This window comes from Moraxella macacae 0408225 (genome assembly GCF_000320365.1).
Lineage (GTDB): Bacteria > Pseudomonadota > Gammaproteobacteria > Pseudomonadales > Moraxellaceae > Faucicola > Faucicola macacae.
The window spans coordinates 841,581-858,211 of record NZ_ANIN01000001.1; the positions used below are offsets into that span (position 1 = coordinate 841,581).

Consider the following 16,631-nt stretch of genomic DNA (forward strand, 5'->3'; position numbering starts at 1 on the left):
AACAGTGGTAGTAGAGAATCTACAGCAAGTTGTTTTTTATTGAGTAAGCAGCTAATAAAGTTAAAAAGCCAAAAGCATTGCCTTTTTAACAGCTTTTAGGGTCTATAGCTCAGTTGGTTAGAGCACTGCCTTGATAAGGCAGGGGTCATAAGTTCAAGTCTTATTAGACCCACCAGCTTTTAATAGCGGGGTTATAGCTCAGTTGGTAGAGCGCCTGCCTTGCACGCAGGAGGTCAGGAGTTCGACTCTCCTTAACTCCACCAGTTTATTAACTAACAAGTAAACTTATATTAATAGAAAAAGTAATTATAGCAAACAAACAAGTACAACAAACAAACGATTGCTGATTTACTGATTGCTTTATTCTATTAAGTATAATAGAACTGTCCCTGATGAAGTGACAGACAATTCAATAACAACATAGAGAAATGAGTCTGGGTTAATTATTTAATTCCAACAAATAATTAACCTTTACCACCACACAATCTGTTGACAGCACAATCTGTTGACAAAACTGTATGGTGGTATAAAGTAAAGAGAACTGAAATACCATCACAAAACACCGTGATGGTAAAAATCAAGCGTAAACCAGGTATTAAAATCGTTACAATTACCGATACAGCTCATACATGAAGTATGTCATTAAATATGACACAAAGCATGCTTAAGGTTGTATGGTCAAGTAATTAAGTGCACATGGTGGATGCCTTGGCAGTCAGAGGCGATGAAAGACGTGACAGCCTGCGAAAAGCGTCGGGGAGGTGGCAATATCCTGTGATCCGGCGATATCTGAATGGGGAAACCCACTTATCATAAGATAGGTATCGTAATTTATTACGAGGCAAACCGGGAGAAGTGAAACATCTCAGTACCCCGAGGAAAAGACATCAATAGAGATTCCCTTAGTAGCGGCGAGCGAACGGGGAGGAGCCGACTGATTTAAATGTAGAAGAACAACTTGGAAAGGTTGACCGTAGAAGGTGATAGTCCTGTATTTTAAACATTTAAAAAAGCATATTAAGTAGTGCGGGACACGTGAAATCCTGTATGAAGATGGGGGGACCATCCTCCAAGGCTAAATACTCCTGACTGACCGATAGTGAACCAGTACCGTGAGGGAAAGGCGAAAAGAACCCCTGTGAGGGGAGTGAAATAGAACCTGAAACCGTGTGCATACAAGCAGTCGGAGCCCACTTGTTGGGTGACGGCGTACCTTTTGTATAATGGGTCAGCGACTTATATTCTGTAGCAAGGTTAACCGTTTAGGGGAGCCGTAGGGAAACCGAGTCTTAATAGGGCGTCTAGTTGCAGGGTATAGACCCGAAACCGAGTGATCTATCCATGAGCAGGTTGAAAATGCCGTAACAGGCATCGGAGGACCGAACCCACTGTCGTTGAAAAGCCAGGGGATGACTTGTGGATAGGGGTGAAAGGCTAATCAAACTCGGTGATAGCTGGTTCTCCCCGAAAGCTATTTAGGTAGCGCCTCGGACGAATACCATTGGGGGTAGAGCACTGTTTCGGCTAGGGGGTCACACCGACTTACCAAACCGATGCAAACTCCGAATACCGATGAGTACTATCCGGGAGACAGACAGCGGGTGCTAACGTCCGTTGTCAAGAGGGAAACAACCCAGACCGCCAGCTAAGGCCCCAAATTCCTAGTTAAGTGGGAAACGATGTGGGAAGGCACAGACAGCTAGGAGGTTGGCTTAGAAGCAGCCACCCTTTAAAGAAAGCGTAATAGCTCACTAGTCGAGTCGGCCTGCGCGGAAGATGTAACGGGGCTCAAACTAGGAGCCGAAGCTGCGGATTTAATTGTTTCAATTAAGTGGTAGGGGAGCGTTGTGTAAGCCTGTGAAGGTGTGTTGTAAAGCATGCTGGAGGTATCACAAGAGCGAATGCTGACGTGAGTAACGACAAAACGGGTGAAAAGCCCGTTCGCCAAAAGACCAAGGGTTCCAGTCCAACGTTAATCGGGGCTGGGTGAGTCGACCCCTAAGGCGAGGCCGAAAGGCGTAGTCGATGGGAAATTGGTTAATATTCCAATACTTGTTTATGATGCGATGGAGGGACGGAGAAGGTTATGTCAGCCTGGCGTTGGTTGTCCAGGTGAAAGGTTGTAGGTAGGCTAAGTAGGCAAATCCGCTTGGCTATTACTGAGAGCTGACAGCAAGCCAATTTATTGGCGAAGTGGCAAATACCCTGCTTCCAGGAAAAGCTTCTAAGCACAATCATAAACAAATCGTACCCGAAACCGACACAGGTGGTCAGGTAGAGAATACTAAGGCGCTTGAGAGAACTCTGCTGAAGGAACTAGGCAAAATGGTACCGTAACTTCGGGAGAAGGTACGCTGCTGATGGTGATAAGACTTGCTCTTTGAGCTGTTGGCAGTCGCAGATACCAGGCCGCTGCAACTGTTTATTAAAAACACAGCACTCTGCAAACACGAAAGTGGACGTATAGGGTGTGATGCCTGCCCGGTGCTGGAAGGTTAATTGATGTGGTTAGCGCAAGCGAAGCTATTGATCGAAGCCCCAGTAAACGGCGGCCGTAACTATAACGGTCCTAAGGTAGCGAAATTCCTTGTCGGGTAAGTTCCGACCTGCACGAATGGCATAATGATGGCGGCGCTGTCTCCAGCAGAGACTCAGTGAAATCGAAATCGCAGTGAAGATGCTGTGTACCCGCGGCTAGACGGAAAGACCCCGTGAACCTTTACTACAGCTTTACATTGAACTTTGACCTAACTTGTGTAGGATAGGTGGGAGGCTTTGAAGCAGATACGCCAGTATTTGTGGAGCCAACCTTGAAATACCACCCTGGTTATGTTGGGGTTCTAACTTAGAATTAACAAATTCAAGGACAATGTATGGTGGGTAGTTTGACTGGGGCGGTCTCCTCCTAAAGAGTAACGGAGGAGTACGAAGGTGCGCTCAGGACGGTCGGAAATCGTCCAAAGAGTATAAAGGCAAAAGCGCGCTTAACTGCGAGACCCACAAGTCGAGCAGGTACGAAAGTAGGTCTTAGTGATCCGGTGGTTCTGTATGGAAGGGCCATCGCTCAACGGATAAAAGGTACTCTGGGGATAACAGGCTGATACCGCCCAAGAGTTCATATCGACGGCGGTGTTTGGCACCTCGATGTCGGCTCATCTCATCCTGGGGCTGAAGCAGGTCCCAAGGGTATGGCTGTTCGCCATTTAAAGAGGTACGCGAGCTGGGTTTAGAACGTCGTGAGACAGTTCGGTCCCTATCTACCGTGGGCGTTGGAAATTTGAGAGGATCTGCTCCTAGTACGAGAGGACCAGAGTGGACGAACCTCTGGTGTTTCGGTTGTCACGCCAGTGGCATTGCCGAGTAGCTATGTTCGGATGGGATAACCGCTGAAAGCATCTAAGCGGGAAGCCCACCTTAAGATAAGATTTCCCCAAAGAGCCGTTGTAGACTACGACGTTGATAGGTTGGGTGTGGAAGTGTAGTGATACATGTAGCTAACCAATACTAATTGCTCGTTTGGCTTGACCATACAACGCTTAAGTGTGTTTATGGGTTAACGATTAAATACCAAAACCTTGATTGAAAACCTTGATTGGTTGGTTCTTTTTACAAAGATAAAGACAGAACCTAAGTTAACTAAAAACTTAACTTAGCTTCATTTCTCTATACCCTTTTTGCTGACGATTATAGCTTGTTGGTACCACCTGATCCCTTCTCGAACTCAGAAGTGAAACAACAATACGCCGATGGTAGTGTGGTTTTCCCATGTGAGAGTAGGTAATCGTCAGCTTCCTATTTAAACCCCTGTTGCTGTTTGAGTGATGGGGGTTTTGGTTTGGGGGTGATTTGTGGTTTATTTATATAATTTTTAGTGGGTTTGTATGGACTTAAATATTTAAGTTTGCTAAACTATTACAGTTTGTTGGTTTTTAATGATTTATAAATCAAAAAATGTTTGTTAAGTTACAAGTTGCTTGTGAGTGGTGAAATTGGTTTAGTGAAACAAGACAAGGGAGTGAGGCTTATGAAAAAGATGGTATTGACCATTACTGCACTAATATTTGCAAATTTATCAATAGCTGCTGTTAATCCTGGTACAACGATTAGTCGAGCTAACTGCTGGGCTCCTTTTCCTAAGACACAGCTTACACCTACAGGATCTGGTTGGTACAATGAGTCCTTCACCTATGATAGACAAGGCTTTGCTCTTTTTATGGCAAATGCTAGCGAATCTAAGCTTAAACCCTATTATCATACAGCTTATGTGGTTTCTGACCAAAAAACGTCTGGCTCCAATCAAGTAACTCGATTAAAATCAGGTAATTCTTATATTACATCGGTTAGAATTTATGCTGGTAGAGTACAGCCTGCTTTATTGCCCTATCCCCAAACTGGACCATACTATTCTGTTACAGGCACACATTGGGAAAAATTGAATTCAGGTAGCACTGTGCAATTTAGTACATCTGCTAAAAAATGCTTTGATAATGCTTACCTATAAGTTTATTAGATGAAAAAAATTCTAATATTGCTAGGCATATGTATGTCTTTACTAGTGACTGGGGTATTATTCTATTTTAAACCCAATAGTAATATCACTAATAACCGAACATCTTATACTAATACCATTCCAAAGAATGAAGCGATTGCAGTTTCAGCAACTGCTAATTCGTATGTCCAAAATAATCAACCTTCATCTAGTCCAAAAAATCCAATATCAACGAAAGCTGTTCGGATAAATGCCATTGATGCGGAAAAACTAGTAACAATGGTTGGTTCTTCTGAAAATGGTGTTAAATATATGTCAATAGAAGAAAGTGGCTTACCACCTGATGAAATCAGTAATCTTAAGAAAGATTACGATAATTTGAATAAGTATGGTAGTTATAGCGGAGGGGAGATAACTCATGAATTTACTAAGGCAAATGATTTTAAGGAAGCTTTAAGAAAAAATGGAAATTTAGAAAATGTCAAAAATAAATTAAATTTCACTCCCACAGATGTCAATTCTATACTTGGTGGCAACTTTAAATTAATGGGAGCAGATTACTCAGGTTCGCTTAGCGAAGGTAAGTTTAACTCTCTATTTAGATATTATGAGGATGGAACTGGTAAGAGATTTGAAATAAATGAAATGTATTTGACTCCTGCAAATAATTATTCTCTTAATGTATATAAAGAATCAATAAATTTTGATTTGGTTGGTCATCAAGCTACATTACAGAGTCTCAAGAACGCTGAGAATAAAGAGATTTATAATTTAGATTTTAATGTGAATCGTAGAGTATTCTCTATCAGCTCTGAAGGTTTCAATTACTCTGACTTTTTGCAAACCAGCATGGCTATAGCTCATGCGGCTGAAAAAGAAGTATAATAGAAAGACAACTTGATTATCACGAATACGCCAATATGCAAGTGCACAATGATTGGCGTCAGCTAAAATTAAGCCTAAATAATCAAGGCTGCGATACTTTGTTTACCCTAACCACCAAGCAAAGCCGTGATTTTTATGACGCTTTGTCTGGTCATTTTGATAGCATTGCCAATCCAGCAATAGCCATGCTAATCACAATCACGCCAACCCCCCCCCTATCATAATCAACCGACTAAGTCAACTACTCCTGAGGTTAAAACTGGCATATTTTTGGACAGTGTGGTAGAGGGCTTAGAAGTACTACAAAAAGGCAAATCCCTTGGCAAAACCAATGTCAAAGGTGAATTTAACTACAACACCGCAGGTGGCAAAGTTACCTTTAAACTTGGTGAATTGACATTGGGTGAAACCGAACCAAAATCTATTGTAACTCCAAGTGATCTCATCAACAATGAACAAACCACTCGCATTTTACAAATCTTACAAAGTATTAGCGGTGGCTATAATAGTCATAACTTACAAGAGGTAAGGGTGATTTATCGAGGCAAACAAAATGGTCGTCCCACCACGCAGTTTAAAACCATTTTGTGGTTAGACAATAACGAATTTAGCGATGGAGGTGTGCATTTTAGTCGTGCATCAACGCTTGCATTTGACTCTAAAGTCCGATAAACGATAATGATTTAAGTGAATTATCTGAAAAACTTGGCAAAAACCAAATTCCAACTGGGGTTTGGTTTTTATTGCTAAAATGATATTGTTAAAATTATGCCAACATCAGCAAAATCAACCAACCAATCATACCAATGCTTAAGCCAAATCCAATTGCTTTGAATAAACCTGATGAAAAACCATCGTCATCGTTTGGGCGACTTTCATCTAAGGTGAAATTAAACATGCCAAATACGACATCTAGGGCTCTTGTGCCAAAAAACCACCCAAATACCACGCCTAAAATTGCCAAACAGGGAAAGAAAAACCACAATGTTTCAGCGGAATTGTGTTCACCAAAAACTTTGCTTAGGTTGATAATCCAATCTACCAACAACCCCACTAACGCAAAAATAGAACCGACTAATGCCGTGTGTAAACAGCGTTTGCTAAACGTAGGCTTGGTATTGATATGCTGGGCTTTTGCTTTGTTGGATTTGGTTTTTTGGTTAACTTGATTGGAGGTGTGCGTGGCTTGGGCGTTAATTTCTATGTTGCTTGTGGGTTTTTGTGCATTGTTACTTGTTGATATTGAATTGGTTTGAATGGGCGTGTTAACAATGGGCGGGTTGGTTTTTGCTAAATCTTTTGGTGGTAAATCTTTATGGTTTAAATCCAGTTTAGCCAAATCGTCTGTGCTAAATGTGGTATCAATCGTGTTGGGTGTGGTTGTTGGTGGTGTGAAATCAGATAAATCATCAAAATCTGCTGCACTAAATATAAACTCGCTATGGGTTGATGGGTTGTCAGTGAGCGGATTTGGGGTGATTGGTTGAGTGGACATGAATGTTTATCCTTTAACAATACTAAAATTTAAGCAAATAATAGTGATAAAAAAGGCAAAATATCTATTTTGCCTTTATGGTCTTGTTAGATAAAGTTAAATATTAACATAATTAACTTGATTAGACTACTGTTTAATCTATTTTTTCTAACAAAGTTTTAATTTTTGTACCAAACTCATCGCTTGCAGTGGTTTGAATTTCGTTAAGCAAGCGTTTGGCACTGTCGTATTCACCAAGATTAATGTACTGTTCTGCAAGCTCAATATTAAGTTTGGTTGAGTCTAGATTTTTGATTGCATCGAACGCACCACCAAGATCGGCATCCATGTCGCTTGTAGGGGTAGCAACAGGTTCAACAGGTTTGTCATCTACCAAAGTATCCGTAGCAGGCGTTTTGGCTGAAGCAATTTCATCGGACAAATCAAGGTTAAAATCATCAACATCAGATATTTCTTCAAGAGCGACTGGAGAATCAGGTTCTTCAGCTTTTTCTGATTCTGTTGGTAAATCAAAGTTAAGATCTGTTGTTTCATCTACTGCGATTGTATCTTCTTCAATCACAAGATCGGAATCCTGATCAACAGGTGTTTCAACTTCAATGCTTTCATCGGATAAATCAAAGTTCAGATCTTCTGCAACATCATCTTCAATCTCAAGATTTTCTTTGGCAACAGGCGTTTCTTTTTCTAATTCTGATTCTTTTTCGGACTCTAAATCAAAATCAAAGTCTGCTAAGGCATCGTCTGTAGCACTTGCAACAGAATCAGCAACAACAGGCACTTCAACTTGAGCGGTAACTGGAGCGGTATCGTTTGGTAAATCAAAGTTAAGATCTGTTGTTTCATCTACTGCGATCGTATCTTCTTCAATCACAAGATCGGAATCCTGATCGATAGATGTTTCAGTGGAAGCCATCTCATCAGATAAATCAAAGTTCAGATCTTCTGCAACATCATCTTCAATCTCAAGATTTTCTTTGGCAACAGGTGTTTCTTTTTCTAATTCTGATTCTTTTTCGGACTCTAAATCAAAATCAAAGTCTACCGAGGCATCGTCTGTAGCACTTGTAACAGGTTCAACTGCTTGAGTTGATGTTGAGGGCGTGCTATCTGTGTCAAAATCAAAATCCATGCTAATTTCGTCAGCAGGATCAGATGTAACAGGTTTTGGCGTGGCGATAGGCGTTGGCTCATCAAATGCCATATCAAGTGCCAAACCCTCATCTGCTGTTGAAGTTGGCGTGTTGTTGACAACAGGTGCAGCGGTAGCACTTGGAGCGGATTGATTTATGCTTTGGTTAAATGCCAACTCTTCATCAATCAAGTTTTTTAAATTATTGGCTTGAGTTGTGGTGGCTGGGTCATTTAACGCAATAACCGTTGGGTAAAATTTGTTAAAATTTTCATAATCTTTTGACAAAGCGAACGTATTTAACAGCATAACATGAACATCACCACGAGTGGGGTTGTTTTTGATAGACTGCTTTAATATTTTGCCAGCACTGTTAAAATCTTGTTGATTGATAAAGTTTTGTGCTTTTTGTAAATCATCATCTGCCGTAGATACAGGGGCAGGGGTTGGTTTTGGATTTAGGCGTTGTTGTTCTAATTCAAGTTGTTGCTCTGCCAAGGTTTTTGGACGTTTATCCAAAGCCTGTGGCTCGGCTGAATCTGTAGAACCATTGCGGTTTTTCAAAAAGAAAAACACGCCTACGACGATTACTAGAATGATTACAGCTATAATGCCCATCATCATTGGACTCATGCCTATCTCCTCGTTTGTATTTTTTATGTCATTATGAAAGTTTAAAACGGTTTAATTTTTGTTTAGCTCTTTTAAACGCTGTTCAAGTTGTGCTAATTTTGCATTTTGCATTTTTAGGCGTTGTTCTGCATCTACCAAACTTTGATTTAGCGAACTTACCTTTGATGCTTTTTGAGCAGTGATTTTACGTTTTTGTTGTACTTGATTGACAACGGATTTTGATTCTTGATTACTGCTTTTATTACTGTCTTGTACTGCAACGGAACCTGCTGTTTGGCTTGGTGCAATGATTTGCATTTCTTGTTTGTGCGTGGTCGGAGTCGGCGGTTTCACCGTTTGTTTTTTAACGGTGGTTGCGGTTCGTTTTGGTTTTGAAGCTTTATAATCGGTTTGTTTGCCAGATTTGGCTTCGTTGGTTTGCTTTTTAGCGGTTTGACGAGCTTCATTGGCTGATTTTACCCCAATTTGTGAGGGCATGACCTGATATTTTGGAATTTCAAGTTTTGTGTTTATTTGTAATTTGTTTGGATTGTTGTTTGCAAAGGCTTTTGGATTGGTAGCAATGATTTCTTGCATCACATCGCTTATGCTTTTATTGTTTTGCTTGGCAAGTTGTTTGGCAATTGTCCAAAGGTTGTCATTGCGCTGAATGACGTAAGTTACCGTGTCATCATCAGTTACCGTGTCATCGGTTTTGGTGTCATCGCTTGCTGTAATTTCACTTTCTGCCTGACTTTGTTCGGAGGTATCACTCACTGGCTCTTTTTCAAGTGCCTGCATGGTGTCCAAAGGCTGTTCGGTTAGTGGCGGAAGCGGTGTGGGAATAGCACCCACAGGATAAATTCGGCGAGTTTCTTCAACGGTTAAATGTTGTGTTTGTTGCTCATTTAAGGTGTTTTCTACCAATGGTTCGGTTGTTGTAGCTTCAATTATTGGCTCTTCGGTAATTTCAGGTTCGCTTGTTTTGGGTAATTCTATTTGGTTGTTTTGTACAACCACAATCGGTGCAGGCTCAAGCTCCACAAGTGATGTATTTGACTGGGTGATAATCGATTGTGAATTGTCAATTGGCATGAGTAAAGTTTTTGGCAGAGTTTTGATCTCGCCTTTGCTGTTGATATCAAGCACCACATCTGTAAAAGGACTTGCAACAGGCTGTTTGGTGGTCATAATAATTTTACCACCGTTGCTGCTGGTTGCTTCAAAACGCACATTGATATCAGTGTCTTTTGATAAGCCTAATTGACGATAAGCATCTGGATTGGCAATCTTGACCGAAAAATTTGCCGGATCAATGTCGGTAACATTGATAATTGCGTTCAATGGCTGATTTTGTTGCGATTGAACATAGGTATCACCAATGTTGACCGCATAAGAAATAATCGGTAACGAAAGCGGTAAACCTAAAATAAGTTTAATGGAGCGTTTTTGCCAAGACATAACAAAATCCTTGCCGAAAATAAATTATGTGTAACGTAAGTGTTTGCCATTTGTAAATTAAGTATTTTTTTATAAATCTAAGTTGTCTTTATAGCAAAATTTGCAATAAATTGCTAGTATTATTGTTTTATAAGCGTACTTTTGTCTGATAAAACAATAATTTTTTTTGGCAATGGGATAAAACGCACCAAATTTTGACGCGTTTTTTACACTTTGGTTACAAAATGCTAAAAATTGTGTTATAGTTTATAACTTACCACGCAAAATAGCAAGTGTTCTACGCACAGGTTCAGCAGCTCCCCATAAAAGTTGATCGCCAACAGTAAAAGCGGTTAAATATTCATCACCTAAATTCATTTTACGCAAGCGACCTATTGCAACTTTTAATGTGCCTGTTACAGCAACAGGGGTTAGGCGTTCAAGCGATGCAGATTTGTCGTTTTCTACCACATCAAGCCACTGGTTGCCACTGTTTTTTAATGCATTTTCAATTTCTGCCAGTGCAATATTTTTTTTAAGTTTAATGGTTAAGCCTTGCGAATGACACCGCATCGCACCGATACGCACGCAAATTCCGTCAATTTTTACTTGGTTATTGTCGCCGTTGCCTAAAATTTTGTTGGTTTCTACCAAGCCTTTCCATTCTTCTTTGGATTGGTTGTTGTCAAGTTGTACATCAATATAAGGAATTAAACTGCCAGCAAGTGGCACGCCAAAGTACTGTTTTGGAAAGTCATCTGAACGCTGTAAATTGGCTACTTTACGATCAAGCTCCAAAATCGTCTTGCTTGGATTTGTTAATTCATCTGTTGCACCGTTATGGATATAGCCCATGCCTTTAATAAGCTCGCGCATATTGTTAGCACCTGCACCACTGGCTGCTTGATAGGTCATCGCAGAAACCCACTCTACCCAGTCGCGTTTAAACAATTCACCAATTGCCATTAACATTAAACTTACAGTACAATTGCCACCGATAAAGTCTTTTTGACCGTTTTTAATTGCTTTATCAATCATTTCACGGTTAATGGGATCCAGTACAATGGTGCTATTATTTGCCATGCGTAGCGAACTGGCTGCATCAATCCAAAACCCAGTCCAACCACTATCACGCAGAGGCTGATGTACCGCTTTGGTGTAGTCGCCACCTTGGCAGGTGAGAATGACATCGCATTTGGCTAATTCAGCAATGTCATTGGCATCTTTTAATTGGCTGTTGCTAAGTTTGTCAAATGTTGGTGCTTGGCCGCCGGCATTGCTGGTTGAAAAAAACACAGGCGTTATGCCATCAAAATCGCCCTCGGCCAACATTCGCTCCATTAACACAGAACCTACCATGCCACGCCAACCGACCAAGCCAACAATGGGGTTTTCTTTTAAAACATTGCTCATAACCATACCTTGATTTTTAACCATACCTTGATTTTTACAAATCATAAAATAAACAAAATAATAACTGTTTAGCTTGCCTTGTTTTTGTGCACTTTGCAAGTGATTTTTGGCAAAAGGTGTTAAAATAGTGGTTATTGGTTAATGGTGAATGAGTCAAAACCAAACTTTACCAAAATAAAACCGCCACGCTTAAAATCGCAAGTCCAATTCCTAATGCATTAATTTTGTTTAATCTTTCACCAAACAAGGCAAATCCTGCCACGCTTGCTACTGCGATGACGCCCACATTCATGCCTGTAAATACAAGGCTTGGCGACTCAGATAATGCTTGATGGGCTTTGATGTACGCATAAATATTGCCCATATTTAGCATGCCTAATAACAAACCCCACACCAAACTTTCTTTTTTCCACGCCGTTTTTTTTGCCAATAAATAGATGAGTAAAATGCCAAATGCAAGGGCGAAACTTACCGACAGCGTAACAGGGAATGAACCGCCTTGTTTTGCTACTTGTTTAAACAAAATATCTATCACGCCATAACCGAGCCATACACCAATTAACCACACATAATTGTTTTTATGGTTGGTATTTGTTGCAAGATCGTTTGGTTTTTTAAACAATAAAGCAAACAAAGCCAAAAAAGCCAACACAATGCCTAGGGATTTTTGTCCGCTGATAACCTCACCAAAAATCACCACACTGGCAATAATCGGTAAAATCAAGGATAAGCGTTGAAAGGCATCGGTCAAAATCACCCCAGATGTTTCAATTGCTTTGCCTAAAATCACAAAGACGCTTGGCAATAATACGCCCAATGCCAACATAATCGTTAAGCTAATTTGATTGTTAAGCATATTATTTAATTGGCTAAAATCAGGTTTTAACAAAAGTAAAGTTAAAAAACACGCAACAGGGTAGCCAAGTAAAATGGTTTGGCGAATGTCAATATTGCGTTGTCGCAGGACTTTGAGTAATAAAGACACGCTAACACTACAAAAAACAGCAAGGCAAAGATACAACATAAACAGATCCTTTTGGTGATTGGAAAACATAAAATAAAAAACGGCTAAATTGTAACAAAATATTTTAATTTTTCAATAAATTTTTGCTTTTTTTAATGTTTTTACTGTATTGATAGAAATTTTGGTTGGATTTCATAAAATTAACGAACTTAATTTTATTATTTTGCTTAAATTGTAACAAAATATTTAAAAATGATTTTTGATTTTTTTCTGTGTTTCTTGCAGTTTTTACGGATTTTTTGTTAAAAAAATGCTATGATAGTGGTTAAATTTTTGATGAAATGACAATTAAGGCAACAAATAAGGTAACAGTTATGGCAAATATTCAAGCAGAATTGGATCAAGTCAATCATATCAGCGGTGATTTGCACCAAAATGAAACCGTTCGGATTGGTCTTGTGGTTGCGCGTTTTAACAGTTTTGTGGTAGAAAGTTTGGTCAATGGTGCGATTGATACGCTGATTCGTCATGGTGTGGCAGGTCGTAACATTACGGTGGTGCGTGTGCCAGGAGCGTGGGAGATGCCTTTGGCGGCGGCACGTTTGGCAGAAAGTGATAAATTTGATGCGATCATCGGCTTGGGTGCGGTTATCCGTGGTAGTACGCCACATTTTGATTTTGTGGCAGGCGAGTCGGCAAAGGGCTTGGGTGCGATAAGTCTTGACTATGACATTCCTGTGATTAATGCAATTTTAACCACCGATAGCATTGAGCAGGCGATTGAACGTTCTGGCACAAAAGCGGGCAATAAAGGCTCAGAGGCGGCGGTAACGGCTTTGGAAATGATCAATGTTTTAAATCAAATTTCGGTTGAGTAATGTATGTTGGAAGTTGAAAATTTGCAAAAAACTGGGCAAAACTTTGAAAATGCACAAAAATTGCCGTATAAAACAACTTTAACCGCTATTCGCAAGGCACGCCGTTTTGCGGTGCAAGGTTTGTATGAGTGGCTTTTGAGCAAAAATTCGGCCTATGCCATTGAAGCCCATACGCGTGAACAAAATGCGATGCATACGGTGCATTTGGGCTATTATCATGAATTGTTGAGTAAAATCATTGAACAAAATGAACAATTGATTGATTTTATTGATAAAAATCTTGATCGTCCTTGGATTCGCTTGGATAAAGTGGAGCAGGCGGTATTGTTAATTGGTTTGTATGAATTAAAATACCGTTTAGAAATTCCGTATAAAGTCGTGATAGATGAGGCCATTCAGTTGAATACGCATTTTGGTTCAAGTGATGGTTATAAACTCATTCATGTGGTGATGGATAAATTGGCAAAACAGCTAAGAGATCCTGAAGTGCAGGCGGATTTAAGAAAATCTCAAACAAAACCAGAAAGTTAAAAATAAGGGCGTAGATGATACGCCTTTGTTTTTTATAAAAGTTTTTATAAAAACAAAAAATTGCTAAATCTTAAGCAGTTAAGCCTAAAGCAGTATCGCATTTTATCGCAGTTTTGTTACAATAATGTGTCAATCAATAAACGTGTTCAATTAACAGTCAATCACAGACAGTTGTGCGTTTGTGTAAAACAGATTCAAAAGGCGAATTTCAAAAAGGCATAATATGCAGTCTATTAATTTACCAAGTAAGCCACCATCATCACCACACCCTGTGCTAAATTTAGGCTTTCGGATTTTCTTTTTATCGGCAGGGGTTTTTGCTATTTTAAGTATGCTTAAATGGTCGCACATTACGTTTGCTACCAAATTTATGTTTGATCCGATCAATCAAATCATGCCTTTTTATTGGCATGGGCATGAGATGATTTATGGTTATGGGTTGGCATTGATAGCAGGATTTTTGTTAACTGCGGTAAAAACATGGACAAATCAGCCGATGCCTTATGGTTATAAATTGTTGGCAATCTTTTTGCCTTGGGCGGCGGCACGCTTGATTTATCTGATAAATGGCATTCAAATCAATGGTTTTACCATATTGGCAGGGGTTTTTGACATTGGGTTTTGGTTGCTTACTGCGTTTTTTGTGATAAAGCCGATTTATCAGGTTCGCCAAAAACGTCAAATTGGCATTGTGGCAAAACTTATGTTGTTACTCATCGGCCAGTTGGTGTTTTATTATGCACTTGCCAACAAAAACTTGGCGGTTATGCAAGGCAGTTTGCTTGCTGGGTTTTATTTGATTGTTGGTGTGGTGTTTACAATTGGCAGGCGAGTTATGCCAATGTTTATTGAGCGAGGCATTGCTGAGGGCGGCGATGTGGTGCATCGGGTAAAAAATTCCCCTTTTTTAGATAAATTAAGTTTGGTTGCTTTTTTTGCATTTTTTATTGGTGATGTGTTTTTGGCGCAATTGGATTGGTCGCGTTATTTGATCGGCGTGTCGGCTGTGTTGGTCGCGGTTACGAATTTGTTGCGTTTAAAAAATTGGCATTTGCCACAAATTTGGTCGCGTCCGTTATTATGGTCGTTGTGGCTGTCATTTTTTGGCATGGCATTGGGGTTTTTGTTATTGGCACTTTATCCTTGGGGTTTTGTCAATCATAGTCTTGCAATGCATGCGGTATCATTGGCAGGGGTGGGATTGATGACGCTTGCAATGATGAGTCGCGTATCGCTTGGACATACAGGGCGTAGCGTGCACAAACCGCCAAAAACCGTTGGTGTGATTTTTGTTTGTATGGTGCTTGTGTGGTTGTCAAGAGTGGTGCTGGGTTGGGTGGCATCGGAGCATTATTTTGTGTCGCTTGGCATTGCACAAGGGTTTTGGATTTTGGCGTTTTTATTGTTTGTGGTGAGTTATGCCAAAATTTTGTTAAGTCCAAGAACCGATGGGTTGTTTGGCTAAAACTGATTATATGACTGATTATAAAACTGATTATACGAAATATTTTATCAATTAAAAACAAAAATACGCTAAAATTTATCAAAAGATTGGCGTATTTTGCATTGTTTTTTGCATTGTTTTTTTTGTAAAATAGTGGCTACTTTTGTTACAAATCACAGGAATTTTTATGTCTATTGCTGTTTATCTTGCTGAGGGTCAATCCAGTCAACGCGATATGCTCCAATCACTACAATCTTTAAAACCGCACTATCCATTACAAATTATTGCATCGCACCGCCATCAGCGTCCTGAAATTTTAAGCTGTGCTGATATTGCCTATCAAGAACCATACGATGCCAAACTTGCCAAAACACAACATGACAAAACACAACAGATAAAAAACCGCTGTGAATTTGTGATCAATCATGCCAAAAAACATCATGCCAAAGTGTTGCTAACAGGGCGTAATTCAGCAGATTATGAACCCTATCGAACCATGTTGTCTAAGCAAGGGATTCGCTTGTTAACAGGAGCAATTGGTAGTGATATGTTAGCAAAAATTAACAATAAATCTGAATTTACCGAATATTGCCAACAACACAACATCAATGTTGCAACCGCTTGGCAGTTTAATAATATAGATGAACTAAAAGCATTATTAAAGCAAAATCAACAAATTTTGCTGTGTGTGAAACCTGTTTCGGGTATTTTTGCCCAAGGTTTTTGGAAGTTGTATTGTGATGATGACTTGGATAGTTTTGAGCATTTGTATATGACGGATAATAAAAATATCACCTTAAGCCAATTTATTTCTGCTTATGAACACAGTCTAAAAATGCAAACCAAACCAATTCCTATGTTATTAATGCCTTATTTATCAGGGCGTGAGTATTCTATTGATGTGGTGTGTGAACGCGGCGAGGTGTTGGGAGCGGTTACGCGTTACAAAAAAGGCAATGTGCAGTATTTGGGTTATGACAGTGATGTGATGGCGGTGGTGATACCGCTGATTCGGCTGTTTGGTTGTGATGGAATTGTGAGTGTGCAAACCAAAGCTGATGATACAGGTAAACATCATGTACTGGAAATTAACAGTCGTCCGTCGGGTGGTATTGGCTATACTGTGCATAGTGGTGTGGATTTAACTCAATTGGCTTTTTTGTATTTTTCTGGATTAATTGATAAGCCAAACTTAACAAAAATAAGCGAAAAAATTCAGCCTTGTGCGGTGCGACCTTTGATGACAAGTGTTAAGATTTAGTAAAGATTAAGATCTGGTTTTATAAAAGTTAAAATAACCTTAAATATTAAGCCAATCGGTTGCTAAGAAAATTGCAATTCTTTACTA

13 protein-coding genes, 2 tRNA genes and 2 rRNA genes are annotated in these 16,631 nt (G+C 39.7%); 12 read left to right on the forward strand and 5 right to left on the reverse strand.

Translation table 11 applies throughout. The annotated features are described in order from the left end of the window. Positions 1–98: 98 nt before the first annotated feature. The 8 genes from MOMA_RS03840 to MOMA_RS09960 all read left to right on the forward strand — a co-directional run bounded on the left by MOMA_RS03840 (position 99) and on the right by MOMA_RS09960 (position 6,046). Positions 99–175 (forward strand) — tRNA-Ile (locus tag MOMA_RS03840). Between the two features lie 12 nt (positions 176–187). After that, a tRNA-Ala gene (locus MOMA_RS03845) sits at positions 188–263 on the forward strand. A gap of 413 nt (positions 264–676) precedes the next feature. Then, positions 677–3,529: ribosomal RNA gene (locus tag MOMA_RS03850) — 23S ribosomal RNA — on the forward strand. Positions 3,530–3,676: 147 nt separating this feature from the next. Beyond that, positions 3,677–3,790: ribosomal RNA gene (rrf, locus tag MOMA_RS03855) — 5S ribosomal RNA — on the forward strand. Positions 3,791–4,024: 234 nt separating this feature from the next. Further along, a complete protein-coding gene (locus MOMA_RS03860; protein ID WP_009767298.1) occupies positions 4,025–4,501 on the forward strand; it encodes a hypothetical protein in 477 nt (158 codons plus the stop codon). Between the two features lie 42 nt (positions 4,502–4,543). Next, positions 4,544–5,374, forward strand: a complete 831-nt coding sequence (locus tag MOMA_RS03865) for a hypothetical protein (protein ID WP_009767299.1) — start codon at positions 4,544–4,546, stop codon at positions 5,372–5,374. Between the two features lie 35 nt (positions 5,375–5,409). Next, positions 5,410–5,598 (forward strand): hypothetical protein, encoded by a 189-nt coding sequence (locus MOMA_RS03870; RefSeq protein WP_009767300.1) that lies wholly within the window; start codon positions 5,410–5,412, stop codon positions 5,596–5,598. Positions 5,599–5,644: 46 nt separating this feature from the next. Continuing rightward, positions 5,645–6,046, forward strand: coding sequence for a hypothetical protein (locus MOMA_RS09960; RefSeq protein WP_009767301.1), 402 nt, complete (start codon positions 5,645–5,647; stop codon positions 6,044–6,046). Positions 6,047–6,140: 94 nt separating this feature from the next. On the opposite strand, the gene MOMA_RS03880 is transcribed toward MOMA_RS09960, so the two are convergent. The 5 genes from MOMA_RS03880 to MOMA_RS03900 all read right to left on the reverse strand — a co-directional run bounded on the left by MOMA_RS03880 (position 6,141) and on the right by MOMA_RS03900 (position 12,490). After that, positions 6,141–6,869 carry an ABC transporter permease family protein gene (locus MOMA_RS03880; RefSeq protein ID WP_009767302.1) on the reverse strand — a complete coding sequence of 243 codons (729 nt, stop codon included), beginning with the start codon at positions 6,867–6,869 and terminating at the stop codon, positions 6,141–6,143. Between the two features lie 133 nt (positions 6,870–7,002). After that, positions 7,003–8,634 carry a hypothetical protein gene (locus MOMA_RS03885; RefSeq protein WP_009767303.1) on the reverse strand — a complete coding sequence of 544 codons (1,632 nt, stop codon included), beginning with the start codon at positions 8,632–8,634 and terminating at the stop codon, positions 7,003–7,005. Between the two features lie 51 nt (positions 8,635–8,685). After that, entirely contained in the window at positions 8,686–10,074 is a 1,389-nt protein-coding gene (locus tag MOMA_RS03890) for a type IV pilus assembly protein FimV (protein ID WP_009767304.1), read from the reverse strand. 246 nt (positions 10,075–10,320) lie between these two features. After that, positions 10,321–11,466, reverse strand: a complete 1,146-nt coding sequence (asd, locus tag MOMA_RS03895; RefSeq protein WP_040625039.1) for an aspartate-semialdehyde dehydrogenase — start codon at positions 11,464–11,466, stop codon at positions 10,321–10,323. Between the two features lie 166 nt (positions 11,467–11,632). Continuing rightward, positions 11,633–12,490 carry a DMT family transporter gene (locus MOMA_RS03900; protein WP_009767306.1) on the reverse strand — a complete coding sequence of 286 codons (858 nt, stop codon included), beginning with the start codon at positions 12,488–12,490 and terminating at the stop codon, positions 11,633–11,635. 314 nt (positions 12,491–12,804) lie between these two features. Between MOMA_RS03900 and ribH the strand changes: the two genes are divergently transcribed. The 4 genes from ribH (at position 12,805) to MOMA_RS03920 (ending at position 16,544) form a co-directional block, all read left to right on the forward strand. Beyond that, positions 12,805–13,308: a 6,7-dimethyl-8-ribityllumazine synthase gene (gene ribH / locus MOMA_RS03905; RefSeq protein WP_009767307.1), complete on the forward strand. Its 504-nt coding sequence runs from the start codon at positions 12,805–12,807 to the stop codon at positions 13,306–13,308. 3 nt (positions 13,309–13,311) lie between these two features. After that, positions 13,312–13,839 (forward strand): transcription antitermination factor NusB, encoded by a 528-nt coding sequence (nusB, locus tag MOMA_RS03910; protein ID WP_009767308.1) that lies wholly within the window; start codon positions 13,312–13,314, stop codon positions 13,837–13,839. Between the two features lie 223 nt (positions 13,840–14,062). After that, positions 14,063–15,304 carry an NnrS family protein gene (locus MOMA_RS03915; RefSeq protein WP_009767309.1) on the forward strand — a complete coding sequence of 414 codons (1,242 nt, stop codon included), beginning with the start codon at positions 14,063–14,065 and terminating at the stop codon, positions 15,302–15,304. 166 nt (positions 15,305–15,470) lie between these two features. Next, complete coding sequence (locus MOMA_RS03920; RefSeq protein ID WP_009767310.1) at positions 15,471–16,544, forward strand: ATP-grasp domain-containing protein; 1,074 nt, start codon at positions 15,471–15,473, stop codon at positions 16,542–16,544. Positions 16,545–16,631 lie beyond the last annotated feature (87 nt).

Bases quoted from the DNA above. Each gene is read 5' to 3' on its own strand.
- MOMA_RS03860 (WP_009767298.1), top strand. From the start codon at position 4,025: ATGAAAAAGATGGTATTGACCATTACTGCACTAATATTTGCAAATTTA.
- MOMA_RS03865 (WP_009767299.1), top strand. From the start codon at position 4,544: ATGTCTTTACTAGTGACTGGGGTATTATTCTATTTTAAACCCAATAGT.
- MOMA_RS03870 (WP_009767300.1), top strand. From the start codon at position 5,410: ATGCAAGTGCACAATGATTGGCGTCAGCTAAAATTAAGCCTAAATAAT.
- MOMA_RS03880 (WP_009767302.1), bottom strand. From the start codon at position 6,869: ATGTCCACTCAACCAATCACCCCAAATCCGCTCACTGACAACCCATCA.
- MOMA_RS03885 (WP_009767303.1), bottom strand. From the start codon at position 8,634: ATGAGTCCAATGATGATGGGCATTATAGCTGTAATCATTCTAGTAATC.
- MOMA_RS03890 (WP_009767304.1), bottom strand. From the start codon at position 10,074: ATGTCTTGGCAAAAACGCTCCATTAAACTTATTTTAGGTTTACCGCTT.
- asd (WP_040625039.1), bottom strand. From the start codon at position 11,466: ATGAGCAATGTTTTAAAAGAAAACCCCATTGTTGGCTTGGTCGGTTGG.
- MOMA_RS03900 (WP_009767306.1), bottom strand. From the start codon at position 12,490: ATGTTGTATCTTTGCCTTGCTGTTTTTTGTAGTGTTAGCGTGTCTTTA.
- ribH (WP_009767307.1), top strand. From the start codon at position 12,805: ATGGCAAATATTCAAGCAGAATTGGATCAAGTCAATCATATCAGCGGT.
- nusB (WP_009767308.1), top strand. From the start codon at position 13,312: ATGTTGGAAGTTGAAAATTTGCAAAAAACTGGGCAAAACTTTGAAAAT.
- MOMA_RS03915 (WP_009767309.1), top strand. From the start codon at position 14,063: ATGCAGTCTATTAATTTACCAAGTAAGCCACCATCATCACCACACCCT.
- MOMA_RS03920 (WP_009767310.1), top strand. From the start codon at position 15,471: ATGTCTATTGCTGTTTATCTTGCTGAGGGTCAATCCAGTCAACGCGAT.